The following is a 15,222-nucleotide window of genomic DNA, read 5'->3' as shown; positions in this document are numbered from 1 at the left end:
CCGGGGGCCGTGCGCAGGCCCCTGGGGCACAATTTTTAGTAAAAACGGGTGGTAACGCTAGTGCAATATGCGCCGGCAGCTATCAAAAACAGAGCATCTACACCACCACGGTGCGGCTGCGCCCCTCGCGCTTGGCGGTGTAGAGCGCAGAGTCCAGCAGGCGCAGGGTGATGTCCAGCGGCCGCAGCGGGTCGAACAGGGTAAGCCCCATGCTGACCGACAGCACCAGCGCCGGCTCGATGCCGGGCAACGGGTGGGCGGCCAGCGCCGCATGCACACGCTCGGCCACCACCTGTGCCTGGTCGAGCCCGGTGGCGGGCAACAGGGCCAGAAACTCCTCGCCCCCCCAGCGCCCCAGCACATCGGCCGCCCGGAAGACGTCGCGGCACAGGGTGGCAAACAGCTGCAGGGCCTGGTCACCTACATGGTGGCCGTACACGTCGTTCACGCGCTTGAAGTGGTCCAGGTCCATCATCAGCAGGCTGGCTGGCTCATTGCCGCGCTGCAGCAGTGCCCATTCCTGGCGCAGGCGATCGGTGAACGAGCGGYGGTTGGCCAACCCGGTCAGCACATCGGTGTGGGCGAGCACGTCCATCTGGTGGCGCGCCGCCTCCAGCTCCATCAGCATCTGGCCCTGGCGGTCGTTGGCACGCTTGAGCTCCAGCAGCCGGATCACCTGGCGCGCCAGGGCGGACAACAGGTCCTGCACCTTGGCTGACAGCTCGCGCGGCCGGTGGTCCAGCACGCACAGCGTACCCAGCACAAAACCATCGGGCGTGACCAGCGGCGCCCCGGCGTAAAAGCGCAGTGGGTTCTTCTGCGTGACGATCGCATAGTGCGCAAAGCGCGGGTCTTGTGCCAGGTCGGGCACGATGAAGACGCCGGACTGGCGGATGGCATAGCGGCACACCGACTCGCTCAGCGGGGTTTCCCGCAGCGCAAACCCACGGGCGGCCTTGAACCACTGGCGCTGGCTGTCCAGCAGGCTGATCAATGCCACGGGCGCTTCGCACACGTAGCCCGCCAGGTCGGCCAGCTCGTCGTAGGCGGGCTCCATGGGCGTGTCGAGAATGCCGTAGCGCTGCAGGGCCTGGAGACGGGCCGTGTCGTCGCAGGGGTCGTCGGGAGGGGTGGTGTCGGCCATGATGCGAAGCGGCCGCGCCGCCCCCAATTGCCTTGAGATGGGGCAGCATGCCACACAAGCAGGACGGCTGCACGGGTGGAAGCCCGATGGCCCCCGGGTCACGCCAGAGTGGTGCTCTGGCCGTGCCGTGCCTGCCTCTCGTTTGTTCGTTCAGCGTCTGCTGACGCTTGCCGCTGCGGGCAGACAGCGCAGCTGCGTCGCTGTCAGGCAGCCACAGCGGGCGCGATATCGCGTTGGGCAGCGGGCTCGCTGGCACCCGGGGCGTCGGTGTCCGAACACGTGGCCCCACCGCAACCGTGGATCAACGCTCCCGGCAACGCACCGGGCGCGTGCACTACGCCGGTCACAGGGTCAAACCCCACGCGGCGCAGGTGCAAGGCCAGCGAGGCATCCATGCTCTGCGCATGCTGCGGAAACCACAGCGCCAGCTCGCTGGCCATGACGCGCAGCACCTTCAGGTCGCCCTGTTCGGCGCGGACCGTGCCTTCACGCATCACCTGCAGCACCACCTTGTGCTGCATGCTGTGGCAGTTGCCCGATGCAAATCGGGTGGAGGCCATCCAGTCGTCTTCCTGCCCGAAATGCTGCTCGGTATGCTCCACCAGCGCGCGCCAGCGGGGCAGCAGGTCGGCGTCACCGGCCTGGTCCACGGCGGCCAGCAAGTCGACGAACTCCCGGTGGGTGTCATCCATCAGGGGCAGGTCGAGGTTCAACGCATCAGACCATTCGAGGTGGGCCATGGGACTCCTTGGGCGGGCAGATCAAACGAAGGTGCGAGCTTAGAAGCCCCGGCCCGGCCGGGTGTTGATGCAGGTCATGGCCACGCCATACGCAGCCAGGCCCTGCACCGCGCGCGGCGGGCAGGGCCTGGTGGTGCAATGGACCTGGGCGCTCAGCGCCCGCCCCATCAGCTCTGGCCGTACATGCGCTTGGCGTCGTCCACACACTTGGACTTGAGGTCGCCAGTCATCGTCTCGCAGCGCTCCTTAGCAGCCTTGTAGTTGGCCTCATTTTTCGCGGCGGTGGCGTCCTTGCGGGCCTCGGCCACGTTGGCGGCCTTCTCGGCCGCTGTGTCTGCAGGCTTGGCCTGGGCGGCGGCCACCTTGGCGTTTTCCTTGGCCTTCACATGCTCAGCCTTGGCATCCTTCACGCATACGTCCTTGGCGTTGCCGGTCAGGTCGTCGCACTTTTCCTTGGCGACAGCGTAGGCGGCGTCGGCACGGGCTTCAGCCACCTTCTGGCTGGCCTTGGCGCTGGGCTTGTACTGGGCTTCGAGCTCGGCCTTGGCCACGTCTTCGGTGCCCTTGGCTTCCTTCATACAGATGTCCTTGGCGTTGGCCTTGAGGGCATCGCATTTTTGCTTGTTCATCTTGTAGTCCGCCGAGATGCTGTCCTTGGCGGCCTTGTGCTCTGCGGGGGTCATGGCAAAAGCGGTGGTAGCCATCAGACCGGCGGCGCAGGCGGCGATCAGGGTGCGTTGGAATGTCATGGTTTTCTCCTCGATGGAAATGAATGCAATAGATGTGAATCTTGTGGGGGTGGTGTGCCAGGCGTGCCCTGGCGGGGCGCGGGGCGAAGGCCCCGCAGCGCGGTGGCGCTATCAGTCGTTGAAGCGGAAGTCGGGGTGGCGGTCTTGCCATTCCTTGAGCTGCTTTTCGGCCACGTCGCGGGCGATGCCCTGGCGCTCTTGCAGCTTGCCCAGGAACTGTTCGCGCTTGCCGTCGATGACATCGAAGTCGTCGTTCGTGAGCTTGCCCCACTGCTCGATCATCTTGCCCTTGAACTGCTTCCAGTTGCCCTTGATGGTGTCTTCATTCATGGTGTGACTCCTCAAAAAACTTCGCTTCAGCCATCCACTCGGAGTGCGTGGAACCTTTGCGTGATGCGATGGAATTCACTGTAAAAATGATCTGGCGACGGCGCCGTAGTCCATGCCACGCAGCACACGTCAGCACAGGACTACGGGCGTGACGGACATCGCCGATGCAGTGGCTCCCACCCTCTGGCGAAGACGAGCGAGGCCTCCATGCAAGGTACAAAGTGTTGCAATGGCCCATCATTCAGGCCGCCGGCGCAGCGGGCATTTCATAGGCGTGTTTCGCTTGGTAACACTTGTGTTTCCAGGCGGGCGTGGCGTGTGATTTAGTCATGGCTGTGCTGCCAGCGGCAGACTTTTTGACCACGACCACCATGACACATCGATACGAGGAGACTCTGACAACCGCGGTTGCAGAGGCACCAGAGGGCCTGCCCCTCCCCCCCGAAAACCTCACCACCGCCAGCAGGGCCCACGCGCCCTTGCTGACCGCGCTGTTTGCGTCCACCGCCCTGGCCGCCTGCGGAGGCGGCGGTGGCGACAGCGCGCCAGGCACGGGGACACCCAGTGCACCTGCGCCATCCACCCCCTCGCTGGGCAACTACGCCCATCCCTCCGCCGGCACGGACAACGAGGCCGCCCGCTTTCTGCTGCAGGCCCAGTTCTCGGCATCGACTGCCGAAATCGCGGCGCTGCGCACCACCACCTACGCCGACTGGCTGGAGAGCCAGTTCAATGCGGGCCCCAGCCAGGGCGGCTGGGACTGGCTGAACCAGCGCGGCTACGCAGACATCAGCAACGACACGGCCTACTACGACAACTCCTACCCTGCCGATTACATGATCTGGTACCAGCTCATGAAGTCGCCGGACGGTCTGCGCAAGCGGGTGGCGCTGGCACTGTCCGAAATCTGCGTGGTCTCGCTCAGCGGCGTGGACATCACCTGGCGCTGCCATGCCATGGCCTGGTACTGGGACCAGCTGGTGAACAACGCGTTTGGCAACTACCGCTCGGTGCTGGAGAACGTGACGCTGAACGCGGCCATGGGCTACTACCTCAACACCCGTGGCAACCAGAAGGAAAACGCCGCCACGGGCCGCCAGCCCGACGAAAACTATGCCCGCGAGGTCATGCAGCTCATGTCCATCGGACTGGTCGAGCTGAACCTGGACGGAACCCCCAAGAAAGACGGCGCCGGCAAGCCCATTGACAGCTACACCATGAACGACGTGACCAATCTGGCACGCGTGTTCACGGGCTACGACTACGACCAGACGCAGAACGTGCCGACCACCGTGCCAGGCACCACACGGGTGGTCTCCAACACCACCTTTGCGCGGCTGCCCATGGCGCTCAATGCATCGCGCCACTCCACGCTGGCCGCCACCTTCCTGGGCACCACCGTGCCCGCCAACACGCCCGGCGCCGCGGCACTCAAGACCGCGCTGGACACCTTGTTCAACCACCCTAACGTGGGCCCCTTCATCGGCAAGCAGCTGATCCAGCGGCTGGTCACCAGCAACCCGTCACCCGCCTACGTGGCCCGGGTGGCAGCCGCCTTCAACAACAACGGCGCCGGCGTGCGGGGTGACCTGCGCGCAGTGGTCAAGGCCATCTTGCTGGACGACGAGGCACGCTCGCCCACCGGGCTGACCCAGCCTGGCTTTGGCAAGCTGCGCGAGCCCATGCTGCGCTTTGTGCAGTGGGGCCGCACCTTTGGCATCAACTCGGTGCAGGGAAGCTGGAAGATCGGCGACCTGAGCGACCCCGGCTCGCGCCTGGGCCAGAGCCCGCTGCGTTCGCCCTCGGTGTTCAACTTCTTCCGCCCAGGCTACGTTCCACCATCCACGGCCCTGGCGGCAGCGGGCGCCGTGGCACCCGAGTTCCAGCTGGTCAACGAGAGCAGCGTGGGGGGCTACCTCAACTACATGCAGGGCGTGATCCGCAACGGCATCTTTGTGAATGCCCCGGAGCTGCCCAACAATGCCAGCAGTTCCAACAACGGGTACGACATCAAGGCCAGCTACGCCAACGAGCTGGCCATCGTGGCGGATGCGGACGCACTGGTCGCACGCATCAACCTGCTGATGTGCGCAGGCCAGCTGTCCGCAGCCACCGTCAAGCTCATTGCGGACGCGCTGAAGGCAACGCCCGTCACCGCCGCCAGCACCGACGCCGTCAAGCTCGACCGCGTGGCGGCCGCCGTCTTCCTGGTCATGGCTTCGGCCGAATACCTCGTTCAAAAGTAAGCCCTGCCATGCACCTGCTTCAACCCGAACTCCACACCCGCCGCGCGTTTCTGCGCCGCTCCACCCAGCTGGGCCTTGCGGGCACGGCCCTGCCCTTTGCGCTCAACCTGGCTGCCATGGGCGAGGCGGCGGCCTTCAACGCCACCGACTACAAGGCGCTGGTCTGCGTGTTTCTGTACGGCGGCAACGACTATGCCAACACCGTGGTCACCTACGACGACGACAGCTACAACCGCTACAACACCATCCGAGGCGGTGGCTCAGGCCAGACGGCGGGTGGCATCGCGCTGGCCAAGGCAGCCCTCGCCCCCACGCTGCTGACACCCACCACGCCGCTGCCTGGCGGCCGCCAATACGCGCTGCACCCGGCCATGACGGGGCTGGCCGGCCTGTTCAACAGCGGCAAGGCGGCCGTGCAGCTCAACGTGGGCCCGCTGGTGGTGCCGCTAACCCGCGCGCAGTACAACAGTGCCGACCGCGCCACCTACCCCGTGCCGCCCAAGCTGTTCTCGCACAACGACCAGCAGTCGGTATGGCAGTCATCCTCGCCCGAGGGCTCCACCGTGGGCTGGGGTGGCAACATTGGCGACCTGGCGCTGTCCTCCAACGGCAATTCGCTGTTCACCTGCATCTCGGTCACGGGCAATGCGGTGTTCCTGTCGGGCGACTCGGCGCTGCAGTACCAGGTCAGCACCAACGGGGCCGTGGCCATCAACGGTGTGAAGAACCGGGTGTACGGTTCTTCTGCGGTGCAGAGTGCGCTCGCGTCGCTCATCCAGCAGCCACGCACGCAAACGCTGGAGAACGAATACAACCGCGTGACCACCCGCGCCGTGACAGCCGAAAGCCAGATCACCAACGGGATCGCGGGCGTGACGCTGGCTACCACCTTCCCCAACAACAACTCCCTGGCCAACCAGCTCAAGATGGTGGCGCGCCTCATTGGCGCGCGCACCAGCCTGGGCAGCAAACGCCAGGTGTTCCTGGTGTCGCTGGGGGACTTTGACCTGCACGACAACCTCATCGCGCAACAGCCGGTACTGATGCAGCGCGTGAGCGAGGCCATGACCGCGTTCTACAACGCCACGGTGGAGTTGGGAGTGGCCGACAAAGTCACGGCGTTCACCGCGTCCGACTTTGGCCGCACGCTCAGCTCCAACGGCGATGGCTCGGACCACGGCTGGGGCAGCCATCACCTGGTGGTCGGCGGAGCCGTCAAAGGCAAGGCCTTCTACGGCAGCGCGCCGCCGGTCAGCATCACCAACACGGCCGCCCCCGAAGACCAGTGGCACGTGGGCCAGGGCCGCCTCCTGCCGTCCACCTCGGTGGACCAGTACGCCGCCACCCTGGCCAAGTGGTTTGGCGTGGCCGACAACGAAATGGCGGGAGTGCTGCCCAACATCACGCACTTTGGCGCAGCGGCAGGCCGGCCGGACTACCCAGTGGATCTGGGGTTCCTGTAACTCGATGGAGCCCCCGTGACCCGGGGGCCTGCAGGTCGCGAACACGGCAGGGGCCTGGGCCACCACCCGGCTCCCCAATAATGGCAGCATGACGACTCCCTCTGCTTCCCCGCTTCGCCCCCGCGTGGTCATCATCGGTTGCGGGTTCGGCGGCCTTGAAGCCGCCCGGGCTCTCAAAAGCGCGGCGGTGGATGTGACCCTGGTGGACAAGACCAACCACCACCTCTTCCAGCCCCTGCTCTACCAGGTGGCCACGGCCGGGCTGTCAGCCCCGGCCATTGCGGCGCCCATCCGGCACCTGTTCCGGCAGCAGCGCAACGTGACCACCTTGCTGGGCGAGGTCATCCGCATCGACGTGGGCCAGCACTCCGTGCATCTGGCAGACGGCGCCACGCTGCCGTATGACCACCTCATCGTGGCCGCCGGCGCCACGCACAGCTACTTTGGCCGCGACGAGTGGGCGGCCTATGCGCCCGGGCTCAAGACGCTGGACGACGCGTTCGAGATCCGCCGCCGCGTCCTGCTGGCGTTCGAGGCGGCCGAGAAGGAGCCCGACCCCGTACGCCGCGCAGACTGGCTCAACTTTGTGGTCGTGGGCGCAGGCCCCACGGGCGTGGAGATGGCCGGCACGCTGGCAGAGATTGCGCGCCACACGCTGCCTGGCGAGTTCCGCCACATCGACCCCGCGAGCGCGAAGATCATCCTGCTCGAAGGCGGTGCACGCGTGCTGCAGGCCATGCCTGAGGCCCTGAGCCAGCGCGCCAAGGAACAACTGGAAAAGCTGGGCGTGGACGTTCGCCTGGGCGCCCGCGTCACCGCCATCGACAGCGATGGCTTGAAGGTCGAATCGCCTGCAAGCGCTAGTACATCAAGCGCAAGCAGCTATCAAATAAATAGCAAATGCATTGTATGGGCAGCGGGTGTAGCTGCGTCACCCCTGGGCCGCCACCTGGCGGATGCCACCGGTGCCAGCACCGACCGCGCGGGCCGCGTGGTGGTGGAGCCCGACCTGACGCTGCCGGGCCACCCCGAGATCAGCGTGATCGGCGACCTGGCGGCAGCCAAGAGCCACGTGGCAGGCCATGAGCCCACGCCCGTGCCCGGCGTGTCGCCGGGCGCCAAGCAGATGGGCCGCGCCACGGCGGCCAACATCCTGCGCCGCCTGGCGGGCCAGCCCACCCAGCCGTTTCGCTACCGCGACTACGGCAACCTGGCCACCATCGGCCGCAACYCCGCCGTGGTGGACCTCACATCGCCCGCCGGGCCAGTGCGGTTCTCAGGCTACTTTGCGTGGTTGTTCTGGCTGTTTGCGCACGTGTACTTCCTGATCGGCTTTCGCAACCGGCTGGTGGTGCTGCTGGACTGGGCCTGGGCGTACTGGAGCTTTGCACGCTATGCGCGGGTGGTGACGGGCATTGAACGCCATGAGACCGCGCCCCCGTCCCCGACACCGCCGGGCACCTGACGGCCACGCGCGCTGCGTGGCGCAGCGGCCAAAGCCAGTGCCTTGCCTGCAGGCTCTCGCCACAAAGACCTGTTGCGTTACTGCCCCACCTGCTCCACCCACGCTGCCAGCTCACTGGCCAGCTGGCCCGACGCCGCTGCCAGAGCGGCCACGCCGCCCGCCGCATCGGCCGACTTGGCGGGCTGCTGCACGATGAACACGCGCTGGCCGCGCAGCGATTCGCCCGCCGGGGTCAGCTCGACCACCGTGGCGCGCAGGCGCACCACCCCGGCGCTGTCGCTGGGACTGGTGAACAGGTGGCTGAACTCCTCCAGCTCGGTGCGCAGCACCAGGGGCAACTTGTTGCCCTGGGCGGGCTCGCGGGCCTGGGCGGCGCCGTCGTCGGCCTTGAGCACGGCGCGGCGCTGGCCCAGTTGCTCGCGCAGGCGCTGCTGCAGCAGCTGTGCAGGCGGCTGGCTCCAGCGGGCCTGGCTGTAGGGGCGCAGCTGCTGGGCGTCGGCATAGGCCAGGCGGTACAGCACGGCGTTCCCCCCCTCGGGCAGGCCGGGGGCATCCATATCGGCCATCGCCAGCGGAGGCAGGGGCGCACGGCGGTCGGTGGGCACGGTGGCCAGCGGGCCGGGGCCAAAGTCATACAGCACGGGGCGGGCCGGAGGCGCTGGCAGGGCTGAGCAGCCCGTGAGCAGCAGCACCGCCGCCAAACCACAGCCCCACAGCACGGTAGCGCTAGATGAATATGCCTTGGTTGCTATATTTTTAATAGTATTCATGTTCACTCCTCACAGAGGGCCTGCGCCACCAATGCAGCGCGGGAGGGGGTCCAGCTCACGGGGCGCCGCCAAACCCTGGCTCACCCGGCCCGGGCGGGATGCGCCCCGAGCCATAGATGAACAGCTGCGGGTTGTCGCTGATGCCCCCCGCAGCGCGGCCCATCTGGCGGGCGGCGCGGGCCGTGTCGTCCGCGGCGCGGTTCACTCGGGGCAGGGTCGCGGTGCTGAACTGGTCCGCTGCGCGCGCCAGCGACTGGGTGCCAGCGGTGATCTGGTCAATGGGGCCGCCGTCGGCGTTGAGCCGCTGGTTGGTCTTGCCCAAATCCACCGCCAGGGCCGACACACTGGCGCCCGCCTGCTGCAATGACTGCAGGGTCTGGCGCGCATCGCTGGCAAGGGGCGGCAGCGCGGCCAGGGCCGGGTCCAGGCGCTGGGCCACGGTGGCATCGAGCCGCTGGGTCAGGGTGTTGACGCTGCTGGCGGCCTGGCCGATGCTGGACAGCGCCTCGGTGAGCTTTTGCTGGTTGTTGTCGCCTAGCAGCTGGTTGATGCGGCGCGTGGCCTCTTCGACCTGGCCGAGGATGGCGGGCGCCTGTTCGGCCAGCTTGCCAAACGGCGAGGGCTTGAGCGGCAGGCGCGGCAGGCCGCTGGGGCCGGGGGGCAGCTCGGGGTAGGGCTTCTCGGCATCGTCCAGTTGCACGTGTGCCAGGCCGGTGACGCCCTGGTAGCCCAGCACCGCAAAGGTGGTGGGGCTGATGGGCGCTTGTTCGTTGACCGCAATACGGATCAGCACGTTGCCGCTCACCTGGGGGTCGAACCCGATGCGCGTGACCTTGCCCACGGCCACGCCCTTGTAGCGAACGGTGGCCTGGGGCTGCAGGCCACTCACGCCATCGCGGGTGGAGAGTTCGTACTGCTCGTAGTTGGCGTTGTCGCGCGTGAGCCAGATGGCCAGGCCTGCCAGCATGGCGGCCACCACCAGCACAAAGATGCCTGCGGCGAGGGCGTGGGATTTGTTTTCCATCAGGGATGTTCCTTGTCGGGCGCAGGCACGGCAGCGGTCTGCACCGGGGCCTGCTGCACAGGGGGCACGGGGGCCATGGCGCGTTGGCCACGTTCGCCCATGAAGAAGTGCTCGATGAACGGGTGCGAAAAGTGCGCCACCTCGTGCGGCGGACCAGTGACGATGACCTTCTTGTCCGCCAGCACCGCCACGCGGGTGCTGAGCGCGAACAGCGTATCCAGGTCGTGCGTGACCATGATCACCGTCAGCCCCAGCGCCGCGCGCAGCTCGCGCAGCAGCGCGCAGAAGTCGTCAGAGCTGCTCGGGTCCAGGCCCGCCGTGGGCTCGTCCAGCAGCAGCAGCGGTGGGTCCATGATGAGCGCGCGGGCCAGCGCCACGCGCTTGACCATGCCCCCCGACAGGTCGGCCGGCATGCGCGTGGCGTGTTCGGGCTGCAGACCCACCATCTGCAGCTTGACCAGCGCGGCATCGCGCACCAGCTCGGGCGGCAGCGTGCCCTGCTCGCGCAGTGCAAAGGCCACGTTGTCGAGCACGTTGAAGGCCGAAAACAGCGCACCGTGCTGGAACAGCATGCCCACCCGGCTGGCAGCCCCCTCGCGCCCCATCTCGGACGCGGGCCGGCCCAGCACGGTGACCTGCCCGCGCGTGGGCCGGGCCAGGCCCAGGATCTGGCGCAGCAACACCGTCTTGCCCGTGCCCGACCCGCCCACCAGCGACAGCATCTCGCCGCGCTGCACGGTGAAGTTCAGGTCCTGGTGCACGGTGAAGGTTTCGTCGCCCTTGCCAAACTGCGTCCAGAGGCCTTGCACATCCACGATGGGCGGCTCACCGGGCGCGACGGCGATGTGTTCGGGCTTGGCGATGCGCTCAGTCATATGCCGATGCTCTTGAACGCTATGGCAAACAGCGCGTCCACGATGATCACCATGGTGATGGACGACACCACCGACGCCGTCGTGCCTTCGCCCAGGCTCTGGGTGTTGGGCTTGACGCGCAGGCCCCAGTGGCAGCCGATCAGCGCAATGAACGCACCAAACACCACCGACTTGGCCATGGCCAGGCCCAGGTTGCCGATCTTTACCGCTGCGGGCAGTGCCTGCACAAAGTACGACGGCGAGATGTCCATGGAGATGTCGGCCGCCAGCATGCCGCCCGCCAACGCCGCCAGCGTGGTCCACACGCTGATGAGCGGCATCGCCAGCGCCAGCGCCAAGGTGCGCGGCATCACCAGCCGGAASCCGTGCGGRATGCCCATCACGCGCATGGCGTCSAGYTCCTCGGTCACSCGCATCACRCCGATCTGCGCSGTGATGGACGAGCCCGAGCGGCCCGCCACCAGAATGGCCGCCAGCATGGGTCCCAGCTCGCGGATCAGCGAGATACCCAGGATGTTGACGATGAACGACTCGGCACCAAACTGCCGCAGCTGCAGGCTCATCAGGTAGGCCAGCACCACACCGATGAGGAACCCCACCAGCGCCGTGATGGGCAGCGCCGTGGCGCCCATGCGGTACAGATGGCCGGACACATCACGCCATGGCCCCTTGCGCGGTGCGCGTGCCAGGCGGCCCAGGTCCAGCACCAGCTGGCCCACCATCTCCAGCAGGTGGCGGGCATGGTCCACGCCATGCAGCACCARCACGCCCAGGTGATCGACCTGTTCGCCCAGGCGCCAAGGCTCAGGCGGCGGTGCAACACAGGTGAACTGCGCCACCCGTGCCAGCATGGTGCGCTGGCTGTCGGTGCAGGCCAGCTGTGCGGGCCAGGCGTGCTGCCAGTGGTTCCACAGCAGCTGCGCGCCCACATGGTCCAGCCACTGCAGCTCCCGCAGGTCCCAGCCCAGCGTGGGTGCGGGGGGTGCGCCGCGCAGCTGGTCAGACACCGCCTCCCATTGCGCTGCGTTGCCCAGCTCGGCCGCACCCCAGCGCCCACGCAGCTGCGCACACGGCCCTTGGGGCGTATCGGCGCGAACGATGTGGGGAGCGTGGTCGGTCATGGGTCTGGCCGCCAGGGCAGCCGCAGGGGTGGGGTCGTCAAGAAGCAGCAAGGAAGAGCGTGCATGGTAGCGGAGCGAATCCTGCACGCGCTGTCGGACACGAGCCTGTCAAGCACAGACAGGCGGCGAAGCGTGTAATTATTATCAAATCAGCGCCAAGCGCAATCAATTCAAGCATCAGCAGCTACCAAAAGTGTAGCAATAGGCACACACCCTATCGACAGGGCCTGCCCCATCCGCACAATGGCCCACCGTTACCACCTTTGATCGGCACCGCCCCTCCTCCATGAGCGACACCACGTTTGACACCATCATCATCGGCGGAGGCACAGCCGGTGCCTTGCTCGCCAACCGCCTGAGCGCCGACGGCCGCCACCGCGTGCTGCTGATCGAGGCCGGCCGCAAGGACGACTACCACTGGATCCACATCCCCGTCGGCTACCTGTACTGCATCGGCAACCCGCGCACCGACTGGCTCTACAACACCGAGCCCGACGCGGGCCTGAACGGCCGTACCCTGCGCTACCCACGCGGCAAGACGCTGGGCGGCTGCWSCAGCATCAACGGCATGATCTACATGCGCGGCCAGACGCGCGACTAYGACCAGTGGGCSSAGCTGACGGGCGACGCCAGCTGGCGCTGGGACAACGCCCTGCCCTACTTCCGCCGCCACGAAGACCACTGGCGCCTGGACCAGCCCGGAGGCGTGAACGAAAATTTCAAACGCCTGCACGGCAACAAGGCCACCGGCAGCACCGGCGAGTGGCGGGTGGAGAAGCAACGCCTGCGCTGGGACGTGCTCGACGCCTTTGCCCACGCCGCGCAGCAGGCCGGCATCCCCGCCACCGACGACTTCAACMGCGGCAGCAACGAAGGCGTSGGCTATTTCSAGGTCAACCAGAARARCGGCTGGCGCTGGAACACCGCCAAGGCSTTYYTGCGSCCSRYCTGCTAYGGCCGGCCCAACTTCGAGATGTGGRYCARCGCGCAKGYSWCCAAGCTSMTCRTCGAGACCCAGCCCGACGGCAGCCRGCGCTGCACCGGCGTGYWGGTGTGGGACGGCCACGAGATGGTCACGGCCCGCGCGGCGGGCGAGGTGATCCTGAGCGCAGGCGCCGTCAACTCGCCCCAGCTGCTGCAGCTGTCGGGCATCGGCCCCGCCGCACTGCTGCGCAAGCACGGCATCGATGTGGCGGTGGACCTGCCCGGCGTGGGCGCCAACCTGCAGGACCATCTGCAGATCCGCGCGGTGTTCAAGGTGCAAGGGGTGCAGACGCTCAACACCATGGCCAACTCGCTGGTCGGCAAGGCCAAGATCGGGCTCGAATATGCGCTCAAGCGCAGCGGGCCCATGAGCATGGCGCCTTCGCAGCTCGGTGCGTTCACCCGCAGCAGCCCAGACCAGCCCTATCCCAACATCGAGTACCACGTGCAGCCCCTGTCGCTCGATGCSTTYGGCGAKCCGCTGCACAGCTTTCCGGCCTTYACCGCSAGCGTGTGCAAYCTCAACCCCACSAGCCGGGGCACGGTAAACATCAAGAGCGCCGACTTCAAGGTCGCGCCCGCCATCGCGCCCAACTACCTCAGCACGCCCGAAGACCGCCAGGTGGCCGCCGACAGCCTGCGCGTCACGCGCCGCATCGTGGCCCAGCCCGCGCTGGCCAAGTACCAGCCGAAGGAGTGGAAGCCCGGCGTGCAGTTTGAAAGCGACGAAGACCTGGCGCGCCTGGCGGGTGACATTGCCACCACCATCTTCCACCCCGTGGGCACCACCAAGATGGGTCGCGACGGCGACCCGATGGCCGTGCTGGATGCTCAACTGCGCGTGCGCAATCGGCGCGGCGGCGTGGTGGCCGGCCTGCGCGTGGTGGATGCGGGCGCCATGCCCACCATCACCAGCGGCAACACCAACTCGCCCACGCTGATGATGGCGGAGAAGGCGGCGGAGTGGATCATCCAGGCAAGGCGGGCGGCGTGAGTACCATCGCGCCGATGTACTCCTCCACTTTCATCTTTGCGACCAAACAGTTCGACGACGCCTTTCACCGCCTGGACGAGGCGATTGCCACCGCCGCCCGTTCCATCGACGGCTACCTGGGCGAGGAGTCCTGGACGGACACGGGCAACGGCCTGGTGTCCAACGTGTACTACTGGCAGTCGCTGGAAGCCTTGCAAACGCTGATGCAACACCCCGCGCACCTGAAGGCCAAGGCCGCGCAGGCGCAGTGGCTCAATGGCTACCAGGTGGTGATTGCGCAGGTGCTGCGCACCTACGGCGACAACCAGCTGACCGGGCTGCTGCCCACGGCCGGGCTGTTCACGCAAGGCACTGCGCCCCACTGATCTTTGCAAGCCCTGGCGCCCAGGTCGCTGCAGCGTTCAGCGGATGCCGCCCACATAGCGCGGCACCTCGGGCGCGGGCTCTGGGGGCGGTGCGGGGCGCGAGCGCACAGCCTGCGCAGCCACGTCCAGCAGCGGACGGCGCGGCGCTGCAAGGGGAGTGGCGTGCAGGGCGTGCTCCAGGCGGTCGGCCCACTCGGCCAGATCGGGCGCGTTGTCGTCCACAGCGCGCTGGCGAGCGAACCGCACGATCTCCTGCGCATAGTCCGCGTTGACCGCCATCCATTCGGTATCAGTCACGCGACCCGTTTTGCGCCGCAACAGCACATGCAGGTGGGCGGCAATTGCCAGCTTGTCGGAATCGGACATGGTCGGCTCCTTAATGCATTGAGGTCATCGATCGGACTGCACCCGCTTGCCCGCGTTGCACAACGATGCGGGAGCGGGGAAGGCCTGCCGGGTCTCTCGGAGGCTCATTCAGCCGCCCAGGCGCTCACGGTGCTGGGCAATGTCCAGCCCCGTCTGTTCGCTCTGTTCGTCCACCCGCAGGCCCATCGCAAAGTTGATGACCCACAGCAGTGCGGCCGTCACCACCAGGCTGTAGGCCGCCACAGCGCCCACGCCGATGGCCTGGGTCAGCAGGCTGCCCGCCACCCCGCCCACGGTCTTGCTGGCCAACACGCCGGTGAGCAGTGACCCCACGATGCCGCCAACGCCATGCACGCCAAATACGTCGAGTGAGTCATCCACCCGCAGCAGCCGCTTGAGCCCCGTGGCGCCCCAGTAGCAGGCCAGCCCGGCCACCAGCCCAATCACCACGGCCGAGCGCAGCGTGACAAAACCGGCGGCAGGTGTGATGGCCACCAGCCCCGCCACAAGGCCGGAGCACAGCCCCAGCAGCGACGGGCGCCCGCGCACTACCCACTCACCCAGCATCCACGACAGCATCCACGAC

Annotated in this window: 15 protein-coding genes; 5 read left to right on the top strand and 10 right to left on the bottom strand. The window is 67.2% G+C overall.

Annotated elements, in window-relative coordinates; genetic code table 11:
• Positions 1-97: 97 nt before the first annotated feature.
• The 4 genes from AC04MI_RS09005 to AC04MI_RS08990 all read right to left on the bottom strand — a co-directional run bounded on the left by AC04MI_RS09005 (position 98) and on the right by AC04MI_RS08990 (position 2,963).
• The gene (locus AC04MI_RS09005; RefSeq protein ID WP_476497654.1) at positions 98-1,144 is read right to left on the bottom strand and encodes a GGDEF domain-containing protein; all 1,047 of its coding nucleotides are present in this window, start codon (positions 1,142-1,144) and stop codon (positions 98-100) included.
• 203 nt (positions 1,145-1,347) lie between these two features.
• Positions 1,348-1,884, bottom strand: a complete 537-nt coding sequence (locus AC04MI_RS09000) for a hemerythrin domain-containing protein (RefSeq protein ID WP_436079288.1) — start codon at positions 1,882-1,884, stop codon at positions 1,348-1,350.
• Between the two features lie 167 nt (positions 1,885-2,051).
• Complete coding sequence (locus tag AC04MI_RS08995; protein ID WP_436079289.1) at positions 2,052-2,633, bottom strand: hypothetical protein; 582 nt, start codon at positions 2,631-2,633, stop codon at positions 2,052-2,054.
• 111 nt (positions 2,634-2,744) lie between these two features.
• A complete protein-coding gene (locus AC04MI_RS08990) occupies positions 2,745-2,963 on the bottom strand; it encodes a CsbD family protein (RefSeq protein WP_056057504.1) in 219 nt (72 codons plus the stop codon).
• 371 nt (positions 2,964-3,334) lie between these two features.
• Between AC04MI_RS08990 and AC04MI_RS08985 the strand changes: the two genes are divergently transcribed.
• The 3 genes from AC04MI_RS08985 to AC04MI_RS08975 all read left to right on the top strand — a co-directional run bounded on the left by AC04MI_RS08985 (position 3,335) and on the right by AC04MI_RS08975 (position 8,137).
• Positions 3,335-5,209, top strand: a complete 1,875-nt coding sequence (locus tag AC04MI_RS08985) for a DUF1800 domain-containing protein (RefSeq protein WP_436079290.1) — start codon at positions 3,335-3,337, stop codon at positions 5,207-5,209.
• An 8-nt stretch (positions 5,210-5,217) separates the two neighbouring features.
• A complete protein-coding gene (locus tag AC04MI_RS08980; protein ID WP_476497653.1) occupies positions 5,218-6,672 on the top strand; it encodes a DUF1501 domain-containing protein in 1,455 nt (484 codons plus the stop codon).
• 88 nt (positions 6,673-6,760) lie between these two features.
• On the top strand, positions 6,761-8,137 hold the full coding sequence (locus AC04MI_RS08975) for an NAD(P)/FAD-dependent oxidoreductase (protein WP_476497651.1): 1,377 nt from the start codon (positions 6,761-6,763) through the stop codon (positions 8,135-8,137).
• A 77-nt stretch (positions 8,138-8,214) separates the two neighbouring features.
• Here the strand turns inward: AC04MI_RS08975 and AC04MI_RS08970 are convergent, their stop codons facing one another.
• From AC04MI_RS08970 to AC04MI_RS08955, 4 genes are read right to left on the bottom strand one after another with little or no spacing between them, the layout of a single operon-like run.
• The gene (locus AC04MI_RS08970; protein WP_436079292.1) at positions 8,215-8,907 is read right to left on the bottom strand and encodes an ABC-type transport auxiliary lipoprotein family protein; all 693 of its coding nucleotides are present in this window, start codon (positions 8,905-8,907) and stop codon (positions 8,215-8,217) included.
• Positions 8,908-8,962: 55 nt separating this feature from the next.
• Positions 8,963-9,931, bottom strand: a complete 969-nt coding sequence (locus AC04MI_RS08965; protein ID WP_121941715.1) for an MlaD family protein — start codon at positions 9,929-9,931, stop codon at positions 8,963-8,965.
• Positions 9,931-10,806: an ABC transporter ATP-binding protein gene (locus AC04MI_RS08960; RefSeq protein WP_395457652.1), complete on the bottom strand. Its 876-nt coding sequence runs from the start codon at positions 10,804-10,806 to the stop codon at positions 9,931-9,933. The genes AC04MI_RS08965 and AC04MI_RS08960 overlap by 1 nt, the downstream gene beginning before the upstream one ends.
• Complete coding sequence (locus tag AC04MI_RS08955; protein WP_395457650.1) at positions 10,803-11,927, bottom strand: MlaE family ABC transporter permease; 1,125 nt, start codon at positions 11,925-11,927, stop codon at positions 10,803-10,805. Before AC04MI_RS08955 ends, AC04MI_RS08960 begins: the two co-directional genes overlap by 4 nt.
• 286 nt (positions 11,928-12,213) lie before the next feature.
• On the opposite strand from AC04MI_RS08955, the gene AC04MI_RS08950 reads away from it, so the two are divergent.
• Positions 12,214-13,905, top strand: a complete 1,692-nt coding sequence (locus AC04MI_RS08950; RefSeq protein ID WP_476497650.1) for a GMC family oxidoreductase — start codon at positions 12,214-12,216, stop codon at positions 13,903-13,905.
• A 14-nt stretch (positions 13,906-13,919) separates the two neighbouring features.
• A complete protein-coding gene (locus AC04MI_RS08945) occupies positions 13,920-14,270 on the top strand; it encodes an antibiotic biosynthesis monooxygenase family protein (protein WP_056057483.1) in 351 nt (116 codons plus the stop codon).
• A gap of 36 nt (positions 14,271-14,306) precedes the next feature.
• Here the strand turns inward: AC04MI_RS08945 and AC04MI_RS08940 are convergent, their stop codons facing one another.
• Together AC04MI_RS08940 and AC04MI_RS08935 are read right to left on the bottom strand one after the other, a co-directional pair.
• Positions 14,307-14,636: a hypothetical protein gene (locus AC04MI_RS08940; protein WP_056742135.1), complete on the bottom strand. Its 330-nt coding sequence runs from the start codon at positions 14,634-14,636 to the stop codon at positions 14,307-14,309.
• Between the two features lie 108 nt (positions 14,637-14,744).
• Positions 14,745-15,222, bottom strand: a 478-nt coding sequence (locus AC04MI_RS08935) for an ammonium transporter (protein WP_476497649.1), incomplete at its 5' end; no start/stop codon positions are given.

It is taken from the genome of Acidovorax sp. LjRoot204 (assembly GCF_056175785.1).
Note: the sequence above shows the minus strand (reverse complement) of the source record. Positions and strands in the feature narration are given on the sequence as shown.